Here is a 22,856-nt window from a genome sequence, read left to right as displayed (position 1 = left end):
TGATCTATCAAGGAGGAGAACACCCACAAGATGAATATCTTCACGCAGCTGGAATCAGAGGTTCGCAGCTACTCCCGCTCATGGCCCGTCGTGTTCGACCGCGCAGTCGGCAGCCTGATGTACGACGAGGACGGCAGGGAGTACCTCGACTTCTTCACCGGCGCCGGCGCGCTCAACTACGGTCACAACAATCCTGAGCTCAAGCGCGTGCTGCTCGACTATCTGGCCGGTGACCGCATCGTGCACTCGCTCGACATGTTCACCTCCGCGAGGCGCGACTTCCTCGAGACGTTCGACGAGCTGATCCTGAAGCCTCGCGATCTCGACTACAAGGTCGTCTTCCCCGGCCCCGGCGGCGCGAACGCCGTTGAAGCCGCACTGAAGCTGGCGCGCAAGGTGACCGGCCGCGAGTCGGTGATCAACTTCACGAACGCCTTCCACGGCATGACCCTCGGCGCGCTCTCGGTCACGGGCAACTCGCTCAAGCGCGGCGGCGCCGGTGTTCCCCTCGTGCACGCGACCCCTATGCCGTACGACGACTACTTCGACGGCGACTATCCCGACTTCTTCTACTTCGAACGGCTTCTCGAGGACTCCGGCAGCGGCCTCAACATCCCGGCCGCCGTGATCGTCGAGACCGTGCAGGGCGAGGGCGGCATCAACGCGGCACGCGCGGAGTGGCTGCGTCAGCTCGCAGCGCTGTGCACGCAGCACGAGATCCTGCTGATCGTCGACGACATCCAGATGGGCTGCGGCCGTACGGGTGACTTCTTCAGTTTCGAAGAGGCCGGCATCGTGCCCGACATCGTCTGCCTGTCGAAGTCGATCTCCGGCTACGGCATCCCGATGGCACTCACCCTGATCAAGCCCGAACTCGACGTCTGGCAGCCAGGGGAGCACAACGGCACCTTCCGCGGTATCAGTCCCGCGTTCGCGACGGCCGCCGCGGCCATACGTCGCTACTGGTCTGATGACGAGCTGCGCGACTCCACGATCATGAAGGGCGCGCGAGTCGAGGGATGGTTCAACACCTTCGTCGCCCGCTACCCGCAGCATGAGCTCATCGCGAAGGGCCGCGGCCTCGCCCGCGGGCTGCAGTTCCCGTCGGGCGAACTGGCGGATGCCGTGTGCCAGGCGGCCTTCGAGCGAGGTCTGCTCATGGAGACCTCCGGTCCCGAGGGCGAGGTCATGAAGATCCTCCCTGCTCTCACCATCACCGACGTCGAGCTCGAGCGCGGCCTGCGCATCATCGACGACTCCGTGCGCGCCGTGCTCGGCGAACCGGACCCGCATGCCGCCGACCACACTGTCGACCACGACGCAGACCGCAGAGCACACGACGCACAGAACAAGGAGCACACCCCCGCATGATCGTCCGCACACTCGACGAGATCACCGACACCGACGCCGACATCAAGACCGAGAACTGGCGCAGCAAGCGCATCATCCTCGCGAAGGAGAAGGTCGGTTTCTCGGTGCACGAGACCACGCTGTACGCCGGCACCGTGAGCCGGTTCTGGTACGCGAACCACATCGAAGCCGTCTTCGTCGTGGAGGGGGAGGGCGAGATCACCGATCTCGGCACCGGCGAGACCCACCGGCTCGCACCCGGTTCGCTGTACCTGCTCAACGACCACGACAAGCACGAGGTGCGCCCCCGCACCGAGATGCGCGTCGTGTGCGTGTTCAATCCGCCCGTCACCGGGCGCGAGGTGCACGACGAGAACGGCGTGTACCCGCTGGTCACCGAACCCGCGTGACCGCACCCGCAGCATCCGCACCATCCGCACGAGAGACAGGAGAACGACGCATGACCACCACGACCACCGCAGAGGACCTGTTCCCGACCCGACTGGCGCAGCCCTCCGATTTCATCACCAGGACCCAACCCGCCGTGTGGGGAAGCACAGACGACGGGCCTTTCTCCGAGGCCGAACTGCAGGCGCACGAGCAGCGCGGGTTCACCGTGCTCGACGACTTCATCTCCGCGGAGGACGTCGCGTCGTACTCCGGTGAGCTCGACCGGCTCGCGTCCGACACGGCACTGCAGGGCGACGACCGACTGATCACGGAGCGCACGACCGGAACCGTGCGCTCGGTCTTCGAGGTCGAGAAGCTGAGCCCCGTGCTCGAGGCCCTCGCCCGCGATCCGAAGGTGCTCGACCGGGCGCGGCAGATCGTCGGCTCGGAGGTGTACCTGCACCAGACGCGCATCAACTACATGCCGAGCTTCACCGGCACCGGGTTCTACTGGCACTCCGACTTCGAGACCTGGCATGCGGAGGACGGCATGCCGGTGCCGCGGGCGGTGAGCCTGTCGATCGCCCTGACCGACAACTACCCGTTCAACGGCGGGCTCATGGTGATGCCGGGTTCGCACCGCACGTTCGTCCCCGCAGTCGGCGAGACGCCGGAGAACAACCACGAGCAGTCGCTGCAGGCGCAGGAGGCGGGGGTGCCGAGTCACGCGGCCATCACGGCGCTGGCAGACAAGTACGGCATCGATCAGTTCACCGGCGCCGCGGGTTCTGCACTGTGGTTCGACTCGAACATCATGCACGGCTCTGGGAACAACATCACGCCCTACGCCCGCTCGAACGTCTTCATGGTGTTCAACAGCGTCGATAACGCGCTCGTCGAACCGTTCGCCGCGAAGAGCCCGCGCCCAGGCCACATCGCGAACCGCGACTTCACGCCCCTGGGCTGAGCTCTGTCGCCAGTGTGATCTCGCATCGGCGCCCCCTCCCACCGCCCAGACCCCCTCCTGCATGCGTACGTACAAGGGGGCGTGGGCGGCGCGGAGGGGCGCCGAGGTTTCAGGGCGGCACCGAGTCCCCGTCCCATGCGGTAGTGTCTTTCGCATGACAACCCGTTGGTATGCGTATTTCGAGTCGGCTCTGGAGGGGCCGGAGCTGATCTAGCGCATACCGACACCTTCAGAGCCGACAAGCCAGAGCATTTGCTCTGGCTTTCGCCGTTTCATCGGCGGGCTCTGCATCCGGGGTCCGCCTGCCGACAGGACAGGACCCATGAACACTCTCGACGCGACATCCGATCTGCACGTCTCGCAGTTCACGACTCTTCCGACCCCCGGCGACATCGCCGCCGAGCTGCCGGTCGGCGAGGAGCGCGCCGCGCTGGTCTCCCGCACGCGGGACCAGGTGCGCGCGATCATGTCCGGGGAGGACGACCGCCTGCTGGTCGTCGCCGGCCCCTGCTCGATCCACGATCCCGCCGCAGGGCTCGAATACGCCGGAAGGCTGGTCCGCGAAGCCGAGAAGCACCGTGACGACCTGCTGATCGTGATGCGCACGTACTTCGAGAAGCCGCGGACGACGATCGGCTGGAAGGGCCTCATCAACGACCCGCACCTCGACGGCAGCCACGACATCGAGGAGGGGCTGCGTCAGGCACGCGGGTTCCTTCGCGATGTCACCGCGCTCGGGATGCCGTGCGCCACCGAGTTCCTCGAGCCGATCAGCCCGCAGTACACCGCCGACCTCATCACGTGGGGCGCCATCGGCGCACGTACCACCGAGAGCCAGATCCACCGGCAGCTCGCGTCAGGACTTTCGATGCCGATCGGCTTCAAGAACGGCATGGACGGGGGGCTTCAGGTGGCGCTGGATGCTGCGGCCGCAGCATCCGCCCCGCAGGCGTTCCTCGGCATCGGATCCGACGGTCGCGCGAGCCTGGTGGCGACGACCGGCAACCCGGACACCGGCGTGATCCTGCGCGGCGGTGCCGACGGTCCCAACTACGACGCCTCTCATGTCGCAGAAGCGGCTCGTCGCCTGGACGCGGCGATGCTGGCGCCGCGCGTTGTCATCGACGCGAGTCACGGCAACAGCGGCAAGGACCACGTGCGCCAGGCGATCGTGGCGGCGGAGATCGGCGAGCAGATCGCCGCGGACGGCACGGCGGTCGCGGGCGTCATGCTGGAGAGCAACCTCGTCGCCGGTGCGCAGAAGCTGGATGTCTCCTCGCGCGGCCGCCTGGTCTACGGGCAGAGTGTGACGGATGCCTGCATGGGCTGGGACGCCACGGAGATCGCGCTTGCGGCGCTGGCCGGTGGTGTGCGTCGCCGCCGCACGTGATCGAGTCACTTGCCGGCATCGGCGGGAGCTTTTCGCACGTGTCGTAGGCCTGGAGCATGCGAAAAGCTCCCATCGTTGCCGACCTGGCGCTGACGGATCGCACGCACCATCCGGAGGGTGCCGGAACGCACGACTGCGGCACCCGGTCCTGACGGGACGAAGAGCTGCTGCTTGATCCGCGCTGTGCGTCTGTGCGCGGTGATGAACGGACGCAGTCCCGCCTCCCAGGCATCCAGTCCGGCCGTCAGGTCGTCAGGATGCTCGTGCAGCGCCGACCCCAGTGCGGCTCCGCCGCGCAGCGCCGACGAGGCACCCATGCCCGAGTAGAGGTTGAGGCACCACGCCGCATCCCCCACGAGCACGACCCTGCCGGCGCTCCACCGCGGCATCCGCACCTGGTGCACGGAGTCGAACAGGATCTCGGGTGCGGCGTCCAGCTCCTCGAGGACGTGCGTCACGACCGGTCCGTCCATCCCCGCGAAGACATGTCTCAGCTGATCGATGTGCGATCCGGCGAACTGCTGCTCGATATTGCGGGTGCGGTAGGTCAACAGCGCCGTCGGAGGGTGGTCGGCGAAGCCGAACACCCACGCCGCCCGGCGGGGCTGCGCGTCGATGATGCTGTCGCTCGCGCCGAAGGACGGCACCTGCCGCGTCATCCGGAACGCGCAGATCATCGCGTCCCAGTTCTTCAGGTGATCCTCCTGCGGACCGAACACGATCCGCCGCACGCTCGAGCGCATCCCGTCCGCACCCACCACGAGGTCGAACTCCTCGTGAGAACGCGCACCGGTCGCCGATTCCTCGAGCACGGTCTCGACGGCGCCATGCGCATCACGGATGTCCGTGACGGTGGTCCCGAATCGCACCTCGACCGCGTGTGCGGAGATGCCGTGCCACAGCGCCGCCTCGATGTCACCCCGCAGCACGGCTGCAGGATCGCCCGGCTGGTCGAGGAAGCCCAGGCCCGGTGCGCGACGACCGCGCCGGTCGATCGACCAGGTGTTCCCCTCCGGCTTCCGCTCAGGGTTGCGGATGTGCAGATGATCGGCGATCCCCAGCTCGACCGCGGCACGCCTGCCTTCGGGGAACAATCCGACGAAGTAGCCTCCCGTCCGTCGTTCGCGCGAACGCTCGATGACGACCGGCATCCACCCCGCTTTCGCGAGACCTATCGCAGCGGCCATGCCTGCGATGCCCAACCCCACGACCAACGCTCTCTTCTTCATCACGGTGCCTTTCCCGTCCGATCACTCTGTCCGCCGTCAGTCCGGGACGACGACGGCCCGGCTGCGCCCGGCGTGCGCCCAGGCCTCGCCGATGCGGCCCAACGGATACGCGGTGTACGGAACGTGCAACGATCCGTCGGCGAACCGCGCCATGACCTCCGGCGCCTCAGCGAGCATCTCTTCCGGCGACGCGGAGCCCGCACCGCTGCCGCTGATCCTGATCCGTCTGCTCCGCAAAAGGTCTGCGGGCACGGACGCCCGCGGACCGGCCATGGAACCGATCTGCACGTACGACGTGTCGGCATCAGGATCCTCACCACTGCGCCCGAGCGCACCGAAAGCCGCCTCGGCGACCGGACCCCACACGTAATCCAGCACGAGACCGGGGGATGCATCGCCGATGGCGGCGGCCAGCGCGTCCTCCACTGACTCCGGTCCGTCCTGCTCCAGCGACACCGTGGTCGCGCCGCCGGCGCGCAGTCGGTCCAGCGCCTGCGGATCACGCCCTGCGGCGATCACTCGTTCCGCTCCGAGTGCATGGGCCGTCTGAACGGCCAGGCTCCCCGACATCCCGGTCGCGCCCAGGACCAGCACCGTGCCGAGCCGGCCCACTTCTTGGCGCCGAGCGGAGAGAACGACCCAGCCCGACAGGGCAGGGTTCATGCCGGCCGCGATCATCAGCGGATCGGCGCCCAACGGAACATCGAGCTGAATCGGCGCGTACAGCCGCTCGCCCATGGTCCCCATCGGGGGACGCGCGAATCCGGTGTATACCAGGCGCCCGTCGTCGGTTCGGGCGACCGCGTCGATCCCCGGCACGAGCGGGAACCCGCCGCCGCTGCTGTAGTGCCGTCCCGAGGCCAGACCCCGCACGATGTTGTGCACCCCTGCTCCGACCAGTTCGAGTGCCTCCCGCCCGTCGGGCGCGGACGGCTCGGGGACTTCTGCACAGACGGGTGGGGTACCCGGTTCGGTGACGACGGCAGCACGCATGATCTCGCTCCTTTAACTAAGTTAGACGATGCAGTCATCCTCCTTTAACTTTGTTAGAGTGTCAAGCGTGGCGAAAGACATCACCAGGGAACGTATAGTCGCAGCGGCGCTCGAGCTCCTCGATGAGGAGGGCATGGACGCCCTCACCGTCCGCGCCCTCGCCGCGCGACTCGATGTTCGTGCACCCACGCTCTACTGGCACGTGCACAACAAGCAGGAGCTTCTCGACGAGATGGCCACCGCGGTCATGCGTCACGTCACCGATGCCCTCTCCGCGATTCCTGCCGGTGCCGACTGGCGCGAAGACCTCGCCGCCTATGCGCGCGTGCTCAGAGCCGAATACCTGTCACGCCGCGACGGCGCCCGCATCTTCAGCGGTACGAGACTCGCGGATCCACAGGTCATCCGAATGAAGGAGCCGCTGCTCGAACGCTGGGCGACAGCATCCGGGTGGACACCAGTCGAAGCCGACGACGCGATCGACCTGGTCACGGCGTTCGTGGTCGGGTTCGTGATCGAGGAGCAGGAGAAGCGCCAGTGGGACGAAAGCGATCCCGAGCGGTACTCCGTCGCCGAGCGCGAGGCCTGGCTGGGGGAGGGTGCGCCTCTGGTCAAGGAAGCCGGTCGCCTGCGCGACGACGGCGACCCTCGCTTCGAGCGGCATCTGGGCATCGTTCTGGACGGACTCGCCGCGAGGTCGGCTTAGGCCCGTTTCCGTCAGGTTCCCGTCGACTCGCGTCGATGGGAGCTTTTCGCACGCCTCGAACGCTCGGAGCGTGCGAAAAGCTCCCATCGGCGTTGAAATGCCGGATGCTCGCGGCGTCAGGCGGCGCGCACGCTGAGGAGCTGCCAGCCCTCTGGGACCTTGGCGAGGAGCGCATCCATGTCGTCGGCCTCGATCTGCTCGATGCGATCGCGGCTCTGGAAGGTGCCCTTCGCCTTGAGGACGGCTGCCCCTTTGATCATCACCACGGGGGCCGAGACGAGGTCGAAGCCCTCCGGTCGTTGTGCGGCGAGCTGCGTCTGGACGCCGGCGAGATCTGCGGCTTCGACGTCGACGGAGCGGGTTTCCACAGGACGCATCAGACCGATCAGCACACTCCGATCCTATGTCGACTGTGATCGGGAGAACGGCCGACCGCGCCAGACTGTCCGTGTCGACGACAACGAGGAGGAGACCTGCCCATGCTCGACTTCATCGATCGCTTCGACGCGCCGCGCTACCGCGCCGACCCTCAACTCAGATGCGCATCGATCTGGGTGGGGACGGTCTCGAGCAAGAAGGCGCTCAACGCCTACCTCTCCCCTGGCTCCCCCGAACGCGCGCAGTTCGTGAAGGACGCGGGAGACGATTGGTACGACCACGACTTCCTCGATGCGCAGAAGCAGCGCTCCCCGCGCCCTGCCGCCGAGGTGATCACAGAGCTGGCGCAGAGCTATGACCTGCCGGCGGAGGCGACGTCGCGGTTGATCGACGTGTCGCGCGAGCGCGGTCTCATCGAGGCCAATGCGTGGATCGTGCTCGCACAGCACACGTATGAGGGCGACGAGACGGTCGACTTCCACGGCTTCTGCTTCCTGGCCACGGTCGAATACCGGACTCCGCCGCCGCCGTTGACGGAACGTCTCACCCACCTGTTCGTCGGAGTCACGACGCTGCCGACCCTGGCGGATATGCGCTCCTACGTGGTGGACGGTGCACTCGCCACGGAGGTCGGAGTCCAGCTCGAAGATGATCAGTATTACGGATACGAGCTCCGCAAAGGCGATGCCCGCCTGTCGGTGCGGGACTTCTTCGATCTGCCGATCGTGCGACATCGGATCGTCCTCGACGTCGTCATCGATGAGGTCGAGCGCGCCTGCCGCGACCGCGGGCTGGACTCGATCAGTGCCTTCATGTCCGGCACCGCGGGTGACGGCGAACCACCACTGCCCATCGCTGCGGAACAGCGATTCGCGGGGTTGCACTACCTCGGAGCCTTCCCCTCGGCGCACATCTTCTAGGCGCACGCGTCGCATTCGTGGACCACGCGGTCGCGATACTGGACATATGACCGGTTTCACGCAGATCGCGGATGGACTGTCCATCCTGCTGACGCTCGAGCGGATCCGCAGTGGCCTGGACTCCGGCGTGGAGGTTCACTGGGAGGAACTCAGCCCGTACGTCATCGACCGCGCGAGGGTCAAGATCTTCCCTCTCGCGAAGGCATCAGGATCACCGGAAGCACAAGCGCGGCTGCTGCAGGTGAAATCGGTGCTGCAGCGCGACTGCATTCACTTCTTCGGCGGTGACTTCATCCATGCCGAGACCGCGCTCGACGCCGACGAGGGATACGGGCGAAAGCTGGCGAGGACCGGCGCCGTCGACAGGACCTACGCCTGGAGGGTGCGGGACTACGCGGCGGTGCTGGTGCGAACCGTCGACCCGCAGCAATCGACCACGATGCTCGCTCTGCACATCCTTCCGCCTGAGTGGATCTGGCCGAAGTTCCCCCACCCGGACGCGAACCGGGAGCAGTCCCGTCGGAGTCGGATCGCGCGGCAGCGAGACGCAGCGGACATCGATTGGAGCTGGCCCGAGATCGCGGACACGAACTCCGGCGAAGGGAGCGAGCAGTGATGCGTCCTGTGGGGTTCACCGAGCTCGGTGATTGGAGCCCGGTGGGCTACATCAACCAGTTCGTGTGGATCGCGTTCGACGAGCGACTGGTCGCGACCGGTGAACGCAACGGGCCCGACAACCACGCGGGAATCTGGATCGCCGAGGATTTCCTTGAGCGATGGTCGGGTCGTCTGATCGAACGCGGATGGGAGTGGGTGGCCCCGTTCATAGAACGGCTCGCGAACGGTGACGACTCGCTCGAGGTCGAGGCGCATGCGTTTCTGGAGTATTCACAGCGCCACGGTGGCTCGGCGCCGCCTGTCCACAACTGGGAGATCGATCCGGATCGCTACCGGCCGGGTGAGTGACAGCACGAGGGCGAGGAGGAGCGGATGGTCGAGCGGCGGACCCAGGAACGCAAGAAGCGCCACCCCGAACGGAGCAGCGCTTCTTCTTTCTGTGGAGCCTAGGAGATTCGAACTCCTGACATCCTGCTTGCAAAGCAGGCGATAATCCCGGTTCTGCCCCATCAATCCGCAGTACTAGAACAGGCGGGGCGCACCTGGGACGCACACACCCATTATGAGGATTCCCTCTCCGCGTAGAACGGCAGCCTGGCGAGCCGAGCCTCTCAGAACAGCAGAGCGTCAACGAAGACATAGCAGCCGAAGATCATGAAGATGATCGGGACGATGACCATCGCCGGTCCCGCAGTGCGGGGATCCATGGCTTCCTCGCCGACAGCGGGCCCGAACCACGTGCTCAGCCAGCGACGGCCTAATCGCATGAAGGGGTAGCGGAAGATCAGCAGGAGTATGCCCGCCGCGATGATAGTCGGGCCGATGAGGATCTCCATAGGCAGTGCTCCTTCCCTGTATGTGGATTGTCGTGCGGCGTCGCATTTCGCGGCCGAAGTCAGCCTTGAGCGGTCCGACGACGCCCCGACTCGAACGAGAGGGACGCGTTCTAGGAGACGACCCTCGTCGCGATTGCCCGCAGCCACCCACTGGATGTCTCGCCATCGATCGTGGCGTCCACGACTTCAAGTGTCATCTCGACGATCGTCCCGTTGCTCCATCCGGATGCTTCAGCTTCGTCGACGAAGACAGTCAAATCCTGTGCGCCGCCCTGTGCCTTCAGCATGACGAAGTAGTCGCCTGTTGCACCTGTCATCCACAGTTCGGACATGAAGAGCTCGCCCGTGAGGGTGAAGCGGTCGCCGGTCTTGATGCCGCCCATTCCGGCGGAGTTGAGCTTGTCCAGCAGCTCGTCGACCGTGGTCGGCACTCCGGCCGGGGCCTCGGGCGCGGTCTCTGCTGTCGCAAGCGCGCTCTCCTCCGGTTCGGCCGAACGCTCGTTGCTCGGGGTGGCGGCTTCCGCGCTGCGAGTCTCGACCGGCGCCGGATCTGCGTCGCCGGCCTCACCTTCGTTGCTGAGGGCAGCCATGATGCCGATGAAGATGAACAAGACCACCAGCACCCCGCCGAGGATCGCGTACGTGCGCCACGGTGTCTTGGGGGTGGGCTTGCGGAAGACGAGCTCCGTCCGGAGCGTGCCGGTGTTCTGGCTGATCAGTTCCCAGCCGTCGCTCTCGCGCTTCGCGATCGTCTTGCCCTCGGTGCCGCGGATGACCTTGACGGTGGCAGTGTCGTACTTCACGTCCACGGTCAACGGTGCGTCCGTGTGCGCGCCGGTATTCCCAGTCATTGTTCTCCCTCGCCCCAGATATCCCCGAGAGAGCACGTCGCTGCTATGCCCCGAGCGACATTACGTCTGACGCTCGGCTTACAGTTGCCCCATGATCGACGTCACGATACCGGCCCGAAAGCACGCCACGGACATCCGCGTCTTTCGCCGCGCGCTGTTCTCCGAAGAGACAGATTCCACGACGTGGGTGCGTTCCGGCGACATTTCGAAGATGCCATCGCTTCGACCGCTCGGGCCCTTGAAGTCCGTGACCGACCGGCACGCGGAACTGACCGTCATCGGTGACGTGGTCGACCAGCAAGCGCTCCTCGGAGATGTTGCATCGGACGGCATGGTCGTGACGCTGTCTGTCGCAGCGCACCACCGGCAGCTCCACTCGCGCCTCTCCGTGGATGTGGGAGAAGCTGCTGCGTGGATCGCCGAGATCCTCGGTGAGGAGTGGGCAAGACATGCCTACGCGGCTGGCGCGCTAAGCACGACCGGAGACACCAGGACAACCCGCCTGACCACGCAGTACTTCTATGTCTTTATCGCGCCGAACGGTCGCCCGCAGACGCGGCCGGCAACGTTTAGCGTTCCACTGCGGCCGCTCGACGACGTTCGATAGCCGATCGCTCAGAGGCGCCTGATCACCGGATCGCTCTCCCAAGGCGCTACGCGACTCAGCGGATCAGTTGAGTCCGTGTTCAAGGAAGGAAGCTGCCAGGTCGTTGGCAGCAGATAGTTCGCCTTCTTCGGCTGAATAGGTGAACAGTCCGACACCTGCGCGTTCGGCGAACTCAGCAGCACCGGCTGCGTAGCCGGTCGACGTGAAGAACAGAGCGCGACGACCGTCAACCGCTGCGACCCCGACGAGCTCGCGCACCGATTGCACGCCGACCGTCCCTTGGTAGTGCTTCACCTGGGCAATCCATGCGTCGCTGGACACGTCCACTCCGCCATCCCCTGTAAATTGCGTGGTTTCGGCATCCAGCGCTCCGAGGTGACGCATCCATTCGCAGACGATTAGCTCTGCACCACGAGGCGAGACGCCATATGGCTGAGCCAGTGGTGCGGGGTTCGGTCGCGCAGCCGCGCGGGCTCGATGCGCTGCATCTTCACGTTCAACCTCGATTCGGGCGTCGTCAACTCGCTGCTGCACCATCATGAGCGCCGCGTCGAACCAGACGTGTGTCAACCACTCGATGCGCTCATCGAAGACCTTCGTGTCCCGGTTGACGCCCCGAACCGCGACAACAACCAAGCCGATCCAGCCGGTCAGCATGATGAGTACAAGGGCCCCGTATGCCGAGTCGCTTCGCCCTGTACTGGCGAGTGCGAACGGCACGACCACCATCAAGGCGAAGAGAATCAGTATGCCGATCCCGACGTCGCGCCGAGACAATAGCCGAGGTCGAGGCGGGATCTCGTGTACCGCTCCACGGGCCTTTAGAACTAGCGACGGCCCCCAGTTCTCATCGTTGAGAAAAGAGAGCGCCATCCCACGACCGTGGGTACGACCATTGGAACGCGCAGCTTGCATCATCGTGGATTCTTCGGACGACGTCGCGGTGCGAGGTGGGCTGTCGGCGTCTCGCGCGGCCAGATGGGTCATGGCGACACTTTATCGAGAGGCCGCCGATACTACGGGATACGCGATGCAATCAAGGTTGACGCGTCGAGGTGCGCCGAGCACTGGCCGTCGCAAGCATGGCTCAACCGACGTTGACCCACTCGCCGCAACCACCTTCGATACTCAGCGAGTAGTCGCCTGGATCGATAGTGAGCTGCACCTGGGATGCTGCGGTCACGAAGTTGTTGTCGATGATCTCACCGGCCGCATCGAGCCGTGCCCAGTAGCAGTCCTTGATGTCGCCATTTGTCTGGAACGTCCCTGGCTGCACATCGGTGCCGACGATGTAGAGACCGGCACCCCAGAACCGCAGACCCTGTTGGCGCTGTTGTTCCGCGATTGTTGCGGCTTCGGACGAGGCCCGGAGTGCGTCGGCCCCGGGGAACTCGGGGCAAATGACCAACATGCCAGCGATCTCGGCCTGTTGTTCCGGGCTCACAGGACCCTTGGTCACATAGAAACCGGAGGTTTCGGCGCACAGGGCGTAGAGGTACTTGACCTCGTCTAACGCGGCTTGACCAGCCTGCTGGCTGGCAGCGCGCTGGGTGGATGTGAAGTCACTGCCGCCGCTGCGAAGGGCCGTGCACGATGTGAAGGGCAGCTCAGCGGCCCACGCGTCCTCGAACTTGTCGTACCCCACATGGACGATGGCATCCATGGGCGTCGAGCCAACCTTCTTGGGGTCATACAAGGAAGGATCCTCGTAACTGCAATCGAGAGTGAAGGTGACCGGATCGATCGCGGCCGGCGTCGGGGTCGGCGTCGATCTCGGAGCTTCAGTTGCTCGTGTTGGCGCAGCCGATGGAGCGGCAGAGGTGTCGTCGCCAGACGAGCATGCGGCGAGTGTGACGATAAGAGCCGCGGCGCCGACGGCAGCGAGCAAGCGTGACAGATGACTCGGCATGGTGACCCTTCAGCGCTAGGAGATCTCTGCAACCATAGTGGGGCGCGCCCACACTACAGATCGCCTCCATTCCGAGTGCAGGCCGAGGCGAAATGGATCTCGTACTCGCCCTTCTTCGTCGGCCGCGGCGCCCGATCGTCTTTCGCCACGATCAGGGGAGATCCTGATCGCGCGGTCGTCGACGCGCTACCAGCCTGACAAGAGCAATTGTCACCGTCAGCCCCAGCAGGGCACCGAGTGCGACATCGTGAATGTAGTGCACGCCCTGGGCGACGCGTCCGATCGCGACGAGCGCTGCGATCGCCACTGCGAGCCACGTGATCCACGTTCGCCCGAGGGCAATCGCGATCACGACGACCGCACCGAACGCGAGCGTTGCGTGATTCGATGGCAAAGACCAGTCGCCGGCGGGAGGGCACTCAGCGGCGATCGGCCAGCGGTTGCAGGGTCGCGGCTGCGCGAACAGCAGCTTCGCCCCCTCGCTCACCGCATAGGCGACGACCACCCCGCCGGCGCCCGCGACTAGTCGGGCGCGGCGCTCAGGATGACGGACCCATGCGATCACGATGCTGGCAATCGTCGTCGCAGCGAGAAGCAGCAACCCCGCTTCCGAGATGAGATCAATGTTTCGGATGCCCGAGCCGACAGTTGCGAACCACTGCGTTCCGATGACACTGACGCTGCCTGGTGCGGGCACGATCAGCACCGCCATCGCGAGCAGTCCAATGCTCACGAGGGGGATCAACGAGTGGCGTGGCATCGGCGATGAAGGCATGAACTCCAGCCTCGCGGAGGCCCGGAGATGACTGCATCGGGCGTCAGACTGAGTTGTGATCATCCTCGAGATGTACGCGAGGGGGGCATTGCCCAGCTCGCGTGCGCTGCCAGAGGATTCCACGGCGTGAGGATTCCAACATGTCTCGCTGGCGGGTGTGCCTTGGTACCGTCGAGGGCATGTTCGTCACAGGCCTGGTCGCCGCCGTCCTCGGGATAGTCTTCTTTCACATCGCGCTGGGGAAGACCCTGCGCGCGAACGCAACAGATCAGATCCCGATGGGTAGACGCCCGAAGGTGTCACCGCGCGGGTCGGCTCAGATGCGGGCATTGGGTGCGGGCCTGATCGTTCTGGGCGCAGTGCTGATGAGCACGGCCGGATGGCACTGGACCGTGATGGTCGTGCTCGCCGGCCCGGTCGCTGCGCTCATTGCGATCGGCCTGCACAATCGGCGGGTCAGTCGAGCGAAGGGCGCGCAGAGCTGATCGAAGCTAGTCGGCTCTGGTCGAGCCAGCGCTTTCTGCCACTGTCTACGTGACACCGCACATCGAGGATGCTCCGAGAGAGCTTCCTCGATGACTAGGTGTTCTTCCCACGAGAGTCGCTGAAGCGACGACAAGCAGTAGGTCGTTCACGAGACATCACCGCTTTCCGCGATCTGGCCCCGCAGAACAGCACGCGCACGGGAGAGACGGCTGCGGATCGTCGCAGACGGTTTTCCGAGGATCGTCGCGACTTCCTCTTGCGTGAATCCCTCCCAGTAAACAAGCTCGATGATTTCCCTATCGAGCGGTGAGAGACAACTGATGAGCTCGCGCACATGCTCGACGAGGTCGGAATCAAACTCGTTTGGCGGATGGAGGCTGCTCGAAGCCGGATCGGCACTTATCGACGCGCGAACGCGTTCCGAAAGCGCCGCGCGTCGATGTCGGCCACGCCGGTACTGCGAAAGGACCTTGCGCGCGATGCCGAACAGCCATGCCCTCCGCAGATCTGGCACAACCGCGTCCCGTTGTTTCGACTTCCAGGCGGCCAGGAACGTCTCGCTCACCAGATCTGCGGCATCCTCCGGCGGCGACACGCGCCGCACGAAGAAGCCGAGGAGTCCGGGGGCCTCCTGGCGGAATGTGTAGGCCAGATCGCCGGGCACGAGGTCGGCGTTGTCGCGCACGTGCACGCTCAATGCAGCTGTCCCGTGCAGTCGGAGGTGCCCGCGATCTCGTCGCCGAACACAACGAGACCGTCAGGGACGTCGGTCTGCCTGCCCACAGCGTTGAAGAATGACACGGAGTCGACGATCTCGGGGGTCCATTCGCCCTCGTCGTCCTCGCCGGGGATGAACGGGTTCGCGACGGCGTCCTCGTAGATGCGCTGGCCGACTCCGCTCCAGTCCTGCGATGTCAACCATTCGCGAAGCTTCGGGTTCTCTCCGCCAACCACAGAACCCACTCGTAACGCATATGTGCAAGTGACCTCCACCCCGGTGTCGGTGACGTACTCGATGGGGATCCGCACGTCGGGATCGAAGTATGGGGCGAACACGGCCGCACCCGCGGTCAACGCGCCTGCGGCGACCACGGCTCCCGGGATGAGCCAAAGGTTCCGCCGACGCCGCTTAGCTCGACTGTGTACGGCTTCCTCGCGGGACGCATCGGCGAGCGACTCCAATGCGGCTCTCGTGGCAATTGACGGCTCGTACGACTTCGCGCTGCCGCGCAGCAGTTCATCCACACTCGGCTTACTCATGACACTCCCATTCCACCAGTGACGGGAGCTCTCCCCGTCACCGATGTAATGGCCGGATCAATCGAAAGTGATGCACCAGGCTAACGAACCGTGTTCGCAACCCTCCCGAGGAAGTACAACTAGCTGTGGGCATCGACGAGATGTCTCACATCTCGATGCGTTTTGACACAGTAAGGATGTGTCGATCCATTTGCACATGTCCAGGTCGTAGAACTTCTTCTGCAGATCTTGGACAAGCGCTCGAGCTACGGACATGTACTTAGTAGAGGCACGAGTTCGAGAGAGGCTCTCCGATGAATGACACTGAGTTCGAAACGTTGTTGCGCGACTCCGCACCGCCCGTGACGCCGGTTGTGGAGCTTGCCGCGCACCGTGAGTGCATTCTCAACGATGTGCGGCGACGCCGTGCTCGCCGAGCGCGCATCTGGGCTGGAAGTGTGGCGGTAGCTGCGCTGTTCGTCGGCGGCGGTTCGATTGCCACAGCTGGCGATGGGTATCAGACCCCGTGGGGATGGTTCGCGGACAATGTGTTCATCGCGAACAGTACCAATGGGTCTGCGTGCTTCCAAGGTATCCGTGTGCAGTGGGAAGGGCTGGCAGCCGACGACCCGCTGGTTCAAGATGCGCAGGAGTTCGTCAGAATCCTAGACCTCGAAAGCCTGGACACAACGCAGAAGGAGGCGGAGCTCAAGGCCGATATGGCGGCTGCGGACCCTGTGCTGAATGAACATGGCGATCTCGTGCGTATTGAGCTGAGCGACGCTGAGCTGTCACAGATGGCGGTGCATGAGTTGGTTGGAAAGGCAATGTTCGATGAGCTGCTCGCGAAGGGGTACGCGATGACCCCCGGGCACGAAGTGAGCCTCTCGAGTCAGTCAGAGAACTGCAACTGATAATGGTGGGTCGAAATCACGACGCCACGTCACCTGCCGAACAAGTCCGTTTCGAGGAACTCATCCGCGCCAACGAAGCCGACCTGCTGCGATACCACCAACGCCGCTTGACCAACACTGCGGATGCAGCTGAGGCGTTCGGAGAGTTGCTGTTCACTGCGTGGAAGCTCCGCCGCAAGATTCCCGTCGACTCGACCGAGGCGCGAATGTGGCTCTTCACCACCGCGCGCAATGTCATGCTCAACTCACGAAGGACGCGCGCTCGACGCTCTGCCGCCGTCGAGCGTCTAGCGTCAGAAATGACGGCGTCTCCGCCAGCAGGCGTGAGCACAAGCGCCGCTGTCGAAATTCGGGCAGCAATCGATGCTCTACCGATGATCGACGCCGAACTCGTACGCCTGACGTACTGGGATGGGTTCGCCTCACACGAAGCCGCAGCGATCCTCGGTCTCAACGCCTCCACAGCGCGATCCCGGCTGGCGAAGGCAAGAGAAATCCTTCGAGACGCACTCGACCCGGCGCTCGTGCAGAGCGACCAACCTGCTGAATCTATGGAAAGCGAGACCTGAATGTTCCAGCCCAAACCTGCCGACCTCGTGCTCCCGCCGACACTCACTATCGACTTGACGCCGCTCGTCATTGGATCGTCCGCGGCACCGAACGCGGACAGCTGGCCGGTGTAGACCCGATTGCTACGCTGACGACGTCATCTGCTGCGATTCCTCTCGGGCGTGACGCTGATCGAGCGTGAACAGGCCATCCTTCTCGCCGAGAGCCTGTGGCTCGGGCCGCTCGACCAGATCTGGAAGCCCGCCATGGACGCGGCGCTGCCGGTGGCGGTCGAACCCGAGACCGTCGACAGCGCCACCGATGCCCTGCTCGTCCACGTCTCAACGGAAAATTTCTGGGAGCAGTGCTTGGAAATGGCGCTCGAGAGCGCCTTCAGCACGCTGGCGGTCAGCCGCGACGCCCAGCCGGGGGAAGGCGTGAGCGTGCCTACGCCCTGGGTACCGCCGGCCGCCATCGAGGTGGACAGGGCCGTCGATCCCGCCACGACCTCATTCCCGGACTTTATGCTGCGGGCGGGTCGTCAGGTCGTCGTCACGGACGCGAAGTACAAGCTCGGCACCGGACGGGCTCCCGGGGCATCCGACGGCTACCAACTAGTCGCGTACAGCCATCTGGCGACCCTCGACGGCCGTCCCTCCGACCTCGCGGTCCTGCTCTACCCGACCAGGGCCGACGGGCGGACCGGACAAGCCGAGCTCGAACGCCTGAGGGACCGCAACTACCCGCTATGGCTGGCGCGCCTACCGTTCCCTCGCCCGATCGACCTCAGGGAAAAGCAGAACTGGACCGCCTACGTCGCCGAGCTCGCCGGACATCTTCGGCGCTTCGCCGGCGACTGGACTGACCGGTGATCGTCTCGGGAACGGGGCGAGAACCACCGCGACGCGGAACGCCCGTCCGCTCCCGTACTCGCGACCGCCTCGCGCGCCGAAGGACTAGAACGCGGCGTTGCCGGCTTCCTTCCTGGTCTCATGTTGCTGGAGAAACTCAGAAGCCAGGTCATAGACGGAGCTGCCCGGCCTGTGGCGATGAGCGATTCGCTGCCATCGCGACGGATGAGACGGGCGATCCCCGTAGGTCCATGGCGCATGCCCGCTTGAGGACAACAGGTCAGCGAGCCACTGGAGCTGCTCGCGGTAGCGCGTGCGCTGCGGTCCCGTGGGGGACCGCACGCCGTACCCCAGTAGCACCGCCTTCGTGTCCGAAGAATGCACCGCTCTTTCGATCTCACTGCGTCCCTCCGTCCATGCCAGGGAAGAGGTCGCTGCACCCAGTGACCCGGACGTCGGCAGCTCAGCCGCGTACAGATTCACGATCTCGAACGAGTCGCAGCCAAGTGCAGCGCATACGCCTTCGACGCGTCGGCGTGTGATGGCTCCCGAACCGGTCGGGCGGCTGTGAAGCACGGCGATTAGCCGACTACCCAAAACTCGCCTCCATCGTCTATTACCGCCTCGGCAACCCAGCGGCTTCGCCTAGTGCGTCACCGCCGCCTGCAAGTACAGTCTGGCATCGGACGAAGGCATCGCCGAGGGGACCGCACAGCACAGCGCAAGGGCGATAGCCCGCCGCTGGCTCCGGGAGCCTGCTGGGGCGCACGAGACGCACGACGGCAAGTGGGCGGACTCAGTTTCCCGTGATTCTGCGGAACTCTGCAACGCACGGGGCGCACTCGACCCAACACGAACCACTACCTTCTCTCACCATTTCACTACCAGTCAGGCGAGAGAAATGGGCGGTGGAGAGAAGAAATTCCCCGGGATTCCGCTGTTCAGCGTAAACTCCGAGGATTCTGGTTCTGTGGAGCCTAGGAGATTCGAACTCCTGACATCCTGCTTGCAAAGCAGGCGCTCTACCAACTGAGCTAAGGCCCCGAAACGGGTGTTTAGTTGAGGTGAAAAGTGGGGCTACCAGGATTTGAACCTGGGACCTCTTCATTATCAGTGAAGCGCTCTAACCAACTGAGCTATAGCCCCGTCAACCTCCAAGACTTTACCGGAGATCGACGGAAAATCCGAATCGGCGCCGGTCAGTCCCCCGGCCGCAGAACCGCACTGCCGGCAGAGACGCTGACCACGATCGAATTCCGCGCGTTCGACGACGTCTGCAGGTTGTTGTCGAGCGACCCGGCGCTGACCTCCTGGCGCACGTCGTACTCTTCATCCGGCAGGGTGAGCACGAGCGAACCCGCACTCACGTCGAGCTGCACCTCATCCGGCGCCGTGCCGGTGAGCTCGGCCTCGAGCCGGCCGGCCGAGATCGAGAAATCTGCCTTGGACACATCGGCGAGCTCGAACTCGGCGCGCCCCGCGCTCAGATCCGCTTCTATCGAGTCCGCCGATCCAGTGATGAACAGCGCGCCGGCCCCCATCTCGACATCCACGGCTCCGAACTCGCCTTCCACGTCAAGGCTTCCCGCGCCCAGCGAGATGTCGGCGTCGATCCTCTCATCGAGCAGCTCCTCCGGAAGGGTGAGCACCACGGTGCCCTCGTCCTCCATCCAGTCCCCGAACCACCAGCCGAAGTCCATGTCGGGGCTGTTCACGACGATCTCGTCATCATCGCGGAGCAGGGTCCACCGCTCGCTCCCGTTGCCGGACACCTCGAGTTCGGCCTCGTCGACATCGCCGAACGCGACATGCACTTCCGCACCGCCGAGTTCCAGGTCGAGTCCAGTGACGCCCGTCGCGTCGATCTGCTGCTGCGAACCGGTCGACGCCGTGACGTCGTTCACCGCGGCGACCGCCGCCGTACCGCCCGTCGCCAACAGGGCCACGCCGCCGAAGACGGCGATCGCGATGGCACCCGCCCGCGCGCCCGAGCCGCGGGGCGCCTCAGGACCTGAAGACGACACCGAGGATGCGACGGTCGGCGCTGCCGGTGGCGGATTGAGCGGCACGTCGTGCCCGCCCTGATCGCCCTGATTGTTCTGTGATTCGGCGTTCATCGTGCCGCTCCTGTCTGTGGCGGGTTTCCGTGCGGACCGTTGCCGCTTCCGGTGTTCTCGATGTGGGCGAGCGCTGCGAGCACTCGACGGTTGCCGGCTTCGGGTTCGAGGCCGAGCTTCTGGAAGATGGAGGTGATGTACTTCTCGACGCTGCCCTCGGAGAGGAACAGCAGCCCTGCGATCGTCTGGTTCGACTTGCCCTCGGCGATGAGCGAGAGCACCGTGCGCTCGCGCTCGGTGAGCTGCAGCATCCGATCGTCTCGATTGCGACGAGTGAGCAACTGCGCGACGACCTCCGGGTCGAGAACGGATGCGCCTTCGGCGATGCGCTCGATCGAGGCGACGAACTCGGAGACGTCGGCGACCCTGTCCTTGAGCAGGTAGCCGAGTGGGCCGCCCTGCGCGGCGATCAGGTCGCTGGCGTAGCGCTCCTCGACGTACTGCGAGAGCACGAGGAGGGGGAGCGAGGGGTGCGTCCTGCGTAGCCCGAGTGCCGCGCGGATGCCTTCGTCCGTGAACGTGGGAGGCAGTCGCACATCCAGGATGCACAGTTCGGGATCCGTCGTCTGCATCGCATCGGTGAGTCCTTCGGTGTCTGGCAGCGCCGCGACGACCTCATGACCGGAGTCCTCGAGCAGTCGCACGAGTCCCTCACGCAGCAGCACGGAGTCCTCACAGATCAGGATGCGCATGGCACACTCACCTCCAGCGACGTCGGTCCACCCTGGGGGCTGTCGAGGCGGAACGTGCCGCCCGCCGCCAGCACCCGGTTGGAGATGCCATCGAGTCCGCCACCGGGCTGCACCTGCGCGCCGCCCATGCCGTTGTCCTCGACCCGCGCCCACAGCACACCGCCTTCGCGCAGTCGCACGATCACGCGGCACTCACTGGCCCGCGAATGCTTCGCGGCGTTCGTGAGCGATTCCGCGATCGAGAAGTACACCGCCGCCTCGGCGTCACGGCTGCAGCGTCCGTCCATGCGCACGTCGAGCTGCACGGGGATGTGAGATCTGCTGGCGAGCGCCGAGAGCGCAGCATCCAGGCCGCGATCGTCGAGCACGGACGCATGGATGCCACGGGCGAGCTGCCGCAGCTCGGTGATCGCCGCCTTCGTCGAGGTGTGCGCCTCACCGATCAGCTGCTTGGCCGCCGCCGGGTCGTCGTCGATCTTCTGCTGGGCGAGACCCAGTGTCATGCCGACCGAAACCAGCCGGGGCTGGACGCCGTCGTGCAGATCGCGCTCGATGCGGGTGCGCTCGACGTCGGCTGCGCGGACCGCGCCCTCCCGCTGAGCGCTCGTCGTGCGCACCTGCGCCGTGAGCTCGGCTTCGCGGTTCGGAACCACGAGTGCGCGGCTGATCGTACGATGCAGCAGCGCGAGGCCGATGATTCCGGCCGCTGCGGCGAGCACACCGAGGATGCCGACGAGCACGGCCCACTCGACGCCGATCTGTCCGACACCGAACGCGAGCGGGATGGAGATCGTCTCCGCCGCGCCGAGTGGAGCGAAGATCGTGATCGCGGAGAAGATCAGTGCCCAGAACAACCGCAGCACGAATGCACCGAAGATGCACGCGATGACGAAGCTGGCCACTGCCCGCCACATGCGCCCGTCGATGCTCTGACGTCCGAGCGAGCGCAGCCACCCCCCGAAGCCGGGTCGCTGGCGACGGCGAGGCTGGAGGTCGGGGACGTCAAGGGCGTACAGCCCTCTGATGCGAACGACCTCGAACCAGCCGAGACCGAACAGGGCGTAAACGAAGCCGACCAGGACCAGCAGTCCGATTCCGAGGACGAACAGCAGTGCCAGACCGGTTCCGAACGCCGCGGCGAGGATGCCGAGCACGACACCGCCGAGCGTTCCGAGCGCGGCCAGGTGAAGGATCGTGAGGAAAAGCCGCAACGGCGGCGCTTTCGCCGGCGTCGCGGACACCGGGGACGGGACAGTCTGAGTGGTCATGTCTCAAAGGTAGGACGCGGGCGTCCGACCCGACACCGTGTCACCCGGAGAGCTCCGTTCGGGTTTCCCCTACTGCGACCACGTGATCTGCTTCACTGATGCCATGACCACACATGAGGACGAACCACACGGTGCGGGGCTCGGCCAGCGTCTGAACTGGCTGCGTGCCGGGGTGCTCGGTGCCAACGACGGGATCGTGTCCGTCGCTTCCCTCGTCGTCGGCGTGGCCGGCGCGACCACGGACAACGCGGCGCTGCTGACCGCCGGCCTTGCCGGTCTTGTCGGCGGCGCGGTCTCGATGGCGCTCGGCGAATACGTGTCGGTGAGCAGCCAGCGTGACAGCGAGGGGGCGCTCATCACGAAGGAACGCGAAGAGCTGCGGACGATGCCGGATGCTGAGCTCACCGAACTCGCCGGCCTCTACCGTGACCGAGGGCTGAGCGATGAGACGGCGCTCAGGGTCGCAGAAGAGCTCACCGCGCACGACGCACTGGCTGCACATCTCGAGGTCGAACTCGGCATCGATCAGGAAGACCTCGTCAATCCGTGGCACGCGGCCATGTCGTCTGCGATCGCGTTCACGCTCGGCGCCCTGTTGCCGCTGCTCGCCATCCTGCTCCCGCCGCCCGAATGGCGCGTGCCCGTCACGTTCGTCGCAGTTCTCATCGCCCTCGCTGTGACAGGCGCGGTCGCCGCGCGAATCGGAGGATCACCACCGCTTCGGCCGTCGATACGACTCGTGGTGGGCGGGGCGCTCGCACTGGCCGCCACCTGGCTGATCGGCACATTGCTCGGCACCGCCGGCGTCGTATGACGACGAA

28 protein-coding genes and 3 tRNA genes are annotated in these 22,856 nt (G+C 65.3%); 14 read left to right on the top strand and 17 right to left on the bottom strand.

What is annotated here, in order from left to right; translation table 11 throughout:
• Nucleotides 1–30: 30 nt before the first annotated feature.
• The 4 genes from ectB to ACYVG2_RS05265 all read left to right on the top strand — a co-directional run bounded on the left by ectB (nucleotide 31) and on the right by ACYVG2_RS05265 (nucleotide 4,097).
• Nucleotides 31–1,371: a diaminobutyrate--2-oxoglutarate transaminase gene (gene ectB, locus ACYVG2_RS05280; protein WP_460780012.1), complete on the top strand. Its 1,341-nt coding sequence runs from the start codon at nucleotides 31–33 to the stop codon at nucleotides 1,369–1,371.
• Nucleotides 1,368–1,760, top strand: a complete 393-nt coding sequence (locus tag ACYVG2_RS05275) for an ectoine synthase (protein WP_460780011.1) — start codon at nucleotides 1,368–1,370, stop codon at nucleotides 1,758–1,760. Before ectB ends, ACYVG2_RS05275 begins: the two co-directional genes overlap by 4 nt.
• A 50-nt stretch (nucleotides 1,761–1,810) precedes the next feature.
• The gene (gene thpD / locus ACYVG2_RS05270; RefSeq protein WP_460780010.1) at nucleotides 1,811–2,707 is read left to right on the top strand and encodes an ectoine hydroxylase; all 897 of its coding nucleotides are present in this window, start codon (nucleotides 1,811–1,813) and stop codon (nucleotides 2,705–2,707) included.
• Nucleotides 2,708–3,029: 322 nt separating this feature from the next.
• Complete coding sequence (locus tag ACYVG2_RS05265) at nucleotides 3,030–4,097, top strand: 3-deoxy-7-phosphoheptulonate synthase (protein ID WP_460780009.1); 1,068 nt, start codon at nucleotides 3,030–3,032, stop codon at nucleotides 4,095–4,097.
• 5 nt (nucleotides 4,098–4,102) lie between these two features.
• On the opposite strand, the gene ACYVG2_RS05260 is transcribed toward ACYVG2_RS05265, so the two are convergent.
• Nucleotides 4,103–5,326: an FAD-dependent monooxygenase gene (locus ACYVG2_RS05260; protein ID WP_460780008.1), complete on the bottom strand. Its 1,224-nt coding sequence runs from the start codon at nucleotides 5,324–5,326 to the stop codon at nucleotides 4,103–4,105.
• A 36-nt stretch (nucleotides 5,327–5,362) separates the two neighbouring features.
• On the bottom strand, nucleotides 5,363–6,319 hold the full coding sequence (locus ACYVG2_RS05255; RefSeq protein WP_460780007.1) for a zinc-binding dehydrogenase: 957 nt from the start codon (nucleotides 6,317–6,319) through the stop codon (nucleotides 5,363–5,365).
• A gap of 67 nt (nucleotides 6,320–6,386) precedes the next feature.
• On the opposite strand from ACYVG2_RS05255, the gene ACYVG2_RS05250 reads away from it, so the two are divergent.
• Nucleotides 6,387–7,025 carry a TetR/AcrR family transcriptional regulator C-terminal domain-containing protein gene (locus ACYVG2_RS05250; RefSeq protein ID WP_460780006.1) on the top strand — a complete coding sequence of 213 codons (639 nt, stop codon included), beginning with the start codon at nucleotides 6,387–6,389 and terminating at the stop codon, nucleotides 7,023–7,025.
• 116 nt (nucleotides 7,026–7,141) lie between these two features.
• Here ACYVG2_RS05250 and ACYVG2_RS05245 read toward each other — a convergent pair whose 3' ends face one another.
• Nucleotides 7,142–7,417, bottom strand: coding sequence for a hypothetical protein (locus ACYVG2_RS05245; protein ID WP_460780005.1), 276 nt, complete (start codon nucleotides 7,415–7,417; stop codon nucleotides 7,142–7,144).
• An 87-nt stretch (nucleotides 7,418–7,504) separates the two neighbouring features.
• Between ACYVG2_RS05245 and ACYVG2_RS05240 the strand changes: the two genes are divergently transcribed.
• Genes ACYVG2_RS05240 through ACYVG2_RS05230 form a run of 3 tightly spaced genes read left to right on the top strand, consistent with a single transcriptional unit; the run spans nucleotide 7,505 to nucleotide 9,289 of the window.
• Nucleotides 7,505–8,323, top strand: coding sequence for an immunity 22 family protein (locus tag ACYVG2_RS05240; RefSeq protein ID WP_460780004.1), 819 nt, complete (start codon nucleotides 7,505–7,507; stop codon nucleotides 8,321–8,323).
• A 46-nt stretch (nucleotides 8,324–8,369) separates the two neighbouring features.
• The gene (locus tag ACYVG2_RS05235) at nucleotides 8,370–8,939 is read left to right on the top strand and encodes a hypothetical protein (protein WP_460780003.1); all 570 of its coding nucleotides are present in this window, start codon (nucleotides 8,370–8,372) and stop codon (nucleotides 8,937–8,939) included.
• Nucleotides 8,936–9,289 carry a hypothetical protein gene (locus tag ACYVG2_RS05230; protein WP_460780002.1) on the top strand — a complete coding sequence of 118 codons (354 nt, stop codon included), beginning with the start codon at nucleotides 8,936–8,938 and terminating at the stop codon, nucleotides 9,287–9,289. Before ACYVG2_RS05235 ends, ACYVG2_RS05230 begins: the two co-directional genes overlap by 4 nt.
• Nucleotides 9,290–9,381: 92 nt before the next feature.
• Here ACYVG2_RS05230 and ACYVG2_RS05225 read toward each other — a convergent pair.
• From ACYVG2_RS05225 to ACYVG2_RS05215, 3 genes are all read right to left on the bottom strand, one after another.
• A tRNA-Ala gene (locus tag ACYVG2_RS05225) sits at nucleotides 9,382–9,449 on the bottom strand.
• A 103-nt stretch (nucleotides 9,450–9,552) separates the two neighbouring features.
• Nucleotides 9,553–9,777: a hypothetical protein gene (locus ACYVG2_RS05220; protein ID WP_460780001.1), complete on the bottom strand. Its 225-nt coding sequence runs from the start codon at nucleotides 9,775–9,777 to the stop codon at nucleotides 9,553–9,555.
• A 110-nt stretch (nucleotides 9,778–9,887) separates the two neighbouring features.
• Nucleotides 9,888–10,628, bottom strand: a complete 741-nt coding sequence (locus tag ACYVG2_RS05215; RefSeq protein WP_460780000.1) for a hypothetical protein — start codon at nucleotides 10,626–10,628, stop codon at nucleotides 9,888–9,890.
• A 91-nt stretch (nucleotides 10,629–10,719) separates the two neighbouring features.
• On the opposite strand from ACYVG2_RS05215, the gene ACYVG2_RS05210 reads away from it, so the two are divergent.
• Nucleotides 10,720–11,235, top strand: a complete 516-nt coding sequence (locus tag ACYVG2_RS05210) for a hypothetical protein (RefSeq protein ID WP_460779999.1) — start codon at nucleotides 10,720–10,722, stop codon at nucleotides 11,233–11,235.
• A 63-nt stretch (nucleotides 11,236–11,298) separates the two neighbouring features.
• Here ACYVG2_RS05210 and ACYVG2_RS05205 read toward each other — a convergent pair whose 3' ends face one another.
• The 3 genes from ACYVG2_RS05205 to ACYVG2_RS05195 all read right to left on the bottom strand — a co-directional run bounded on the left by ACYVG2_RS05205 (nucleotide 11,299) and on the right by ACYVG2_RS05195 (nucleotide 13,877).
• Complete coding sequence (locus tag ACYVG2_RS05205; protein ID WP_460779998.1) at nucleotides 11,299–12,222, bottom strand: restriction endonuclease; 924 nt, start codon at nucleotides 12,220–12,222, stop codon at nucleotides 11,299–11,301.
• Nucleotides 12,223–12,322: 100 nt separating this feature from the next.
• Nucleotides 12,323–12,931: a hypothetical protein gene (locus ACYVG2_RS05200; protein WP_460779997.1), complete on the bottom strand. Its 609-nt coding sequence runs from the start codon at nucleotides 12,929–12,931 to the stop codon at nucleotides 12,323–12,325.
• A 364-nt stretch (nucleotides 12,932–13,295) separates the two neighbouring features.
• The gene (locus tag ACYVG2_RS05195; RefSeq protein ID WP_460779996.1) at nucleotides 13,296–13,877 is read right to left on the bottom strand and encodes a phosphatase PAP2 family protein; all 582 of its coding nucleotides are present in this window, start codon (nucleotides 13,875–13,877) and stop codon (nucleotides 13,296–13,298) included.
• Between the two features lie 182 nt (nucleotides 13,878–14,059).
• Between ACYVG2_RS05195 and ACYVG2_RS05190 the strand changes: the two genes are divergently transcribed.
• Nucleotides 14,060–14,404 carry a hypothetical protein gene (locus ACYVG2_RS05190; RefSeq protein ID WP_460779995.1) on the top strand — a complete coding sequence of 115 codons (345 nt, stop codon included), beginning with the start codon at nucleotides 14,060–14,062 and terminating at the stop codon, nucleotides 14,402–14,404.
• Between the two features lie 146 nt (nucleotides 14,405–14,550).
• Here ACYVG2_RS05190 and ACYVG2_RS05185 read toward each other — a convergent pair whose 3' ends face one another.
• Both ACYVG2_RS05185 and ACYVG2_RS05180 read right to left on the bottom strand, forming a co-directional pair.
• Nucleotides 14,551–15,090 (bottom strand): RNA polymerase sigma factor, encoded by a 540-nt coding sequence (locus tag ACYVG2_RS05185; protein ID WP_460779993.1) that lies wholly within the window; start codon nucleotides 15,088–15,090, stop codon nucleotides 14,551–14,553.
• Between the two features lie 8 nt (nucleotides 15,091–15,098).
• Nucleotides 15,099–15,665, bottom strand: coding sequence for a hypothetical protein (locus ACYVG2_RS05180; protein ID WP_460779992.1), 567 nt, complete (start codon nucleotides 15,663–15,665; stop codon nucleotides 15,099–15,101).
• A gap of 293 nt (nucleotides 15,666–15,958) precedes the next feature.
• Here ACYVG2_RS05180 and ACYVG2_RS05175 point away from each other — a divergent pair, with 293 nt between their 5' ends.
• The 3 genes from ACYVG2_RS05175 to ACYVG2_RS05165 all read left to right on the top strand — a co-directional run bounded on the left by ACYVG2_RS05175 (nucleotide 15,959) and on the right by ACYVG2_RS05165 (nucleotide 17,979).
• Nucleotides 15,959–16,558 carry a hypothetical protein gene (locus ACYVG2_RS05175; RefSeq protein WP_460779991.1) on the top strand — a complete coding sequence of 200 codons (600 nt, stop codon included), beginning with the start codon at nucleotides 15,959–15,961 and terminating at the stop codon, nucleotides 16,556–16,558.
• 2 nt (nucleotides 16,559–16,560) lie between these two features.
• Nucleotides 16,561–17,127, top strand: coding sequence for an RNA polymerase sigma factor (locus tag ACYVG2_RS05170; RefSeq protein WP_460779990.1), 567 nt, complete (start codon nucleotides 16,561–16,563; stop codon nucleotides 17,125–17,127).
• A gap of 162 nt (nucleotides 17,128–17,289) precedes the next feature.
• Nucleotides 17,290–17,979 (top strand): hypothetical protein, encoded by a 690-nt coding sequence (locus ACYVG2_RS05165; RefSeq protein WP_460779989.1) that lies wholly within the window; start codon nucleotides 17,290–17,292, stop codon nucleotides 17,977–17,979.
• 84 nt (nucleotides 17,980–18,063) lie between these two features.
• On the opposite strand, the gene ACYVG2_RS05160 is transcribed toward ACYVG2_RS05165, so the two are convergent.
• The 6 genes from ACYVG2_RS05160 to ACYVG2_RS05135 form a co-directional block, all read right to left on the bottom strand.
• Nucleotides 18,064–18,534: a DUF1643 domain-containing protein gene (locus tag ACYVG2_RS05160; RefSeq protein ID WP_460779988.1), complete on the bottom strand. Its 471-nt coding sequence runs from the start codon at nucleotides 18,532–18,534 to the stop codon at nucleotides 18,064–18,066.
• A gap of 395 nt (nucleotides 18,535–18,929) precedes the next feature.
• A tRNA-Ala gene (locus tag ACYVG2_RS05155) sits at nucleotides 18,930–19,002 on the bottom strand.
• A gap of 28 nt (nucleotides 19,003–19,030) precedes the next feature.
• Nucleotides 19,031–19,104, bottom strand: a tRNA-Ile gene (locus ACYVG2_RS05150).
• A gap of 53 nt (nucleotides 19,105–19,157) precedes the next feature.
• On the bottom strand, nucleotides 19,158–20,075 hold the full coding sequence (locus tag ACYVG2_RS05145; RefSeq protein ID WP_460779987.1) for a DUF4097 family beta strand repeat-containing protein: 918 nt from the start codon (nucleotides 20,073–20,075) through the stop codon (nucleotides 19,158–19,160).
• Nucleotides 20,072–20,767: a LuxR C-terminal-related transcriptional regulator gene (locus ACYVG2_RS05140; RefSeq protein ID WP_460779986.1), complete on the bottom strand. Its 696-nt coding sequence runs from the start codon at nucleotides 20,765–20,767 to the stop codon at nucleotides 20,072–20,074. The genes ACYVG2_RS05145 and ACYVG2_RS05140 overlap by 4 nt, the downstream gene beginning before the upstream one ends.
• The gene (locus ACYVG2_RS05135; protein ID WP_460779985.1) at nucleotides 20,755–22,035 is read right to left on the bottom strand and encodes a sensor histidine kinase; all 1,281 of its coding nucleotides are present in this window, start codon (nucleotides 22,033–22,035) and stop codon (nucleotides 20,755–20,757) included. Before ACYVG2_RS05135 ends, ACYVG2_RS05140 begins: the two co-directional genes overlap by 13 nt.
• A gap of 103 nt (nucleotides 22,036–22,138) precedes the next feature.
• Between ACYVG2_RS05135 and ACYVG2_RS05130 the strand changes: the two genes are divergently transcribed.
• Nucleotides 22,139–22,849 (top strand): VIT1/CCC1 transporter family protein, encoded by a 711-nt coding sequence (locus ACYVG2_RS05130; RefSeq protein ID WP_460779984.1) that lies wholly within the window; start codon nucleotides 22,139–22,141, stop codon nucleotides 22,847–22,849.
• Nucleotides 22,850–22,856: the final 7 nt, after the last annotated feature.

This window comes from Microbacterium shaanxiense, assembly GCF_054779995.1.
Note: the sequence above shows the minus strand (reverse complement) of the source record. Positions and strands in the feature narration are given on the sequence as shown.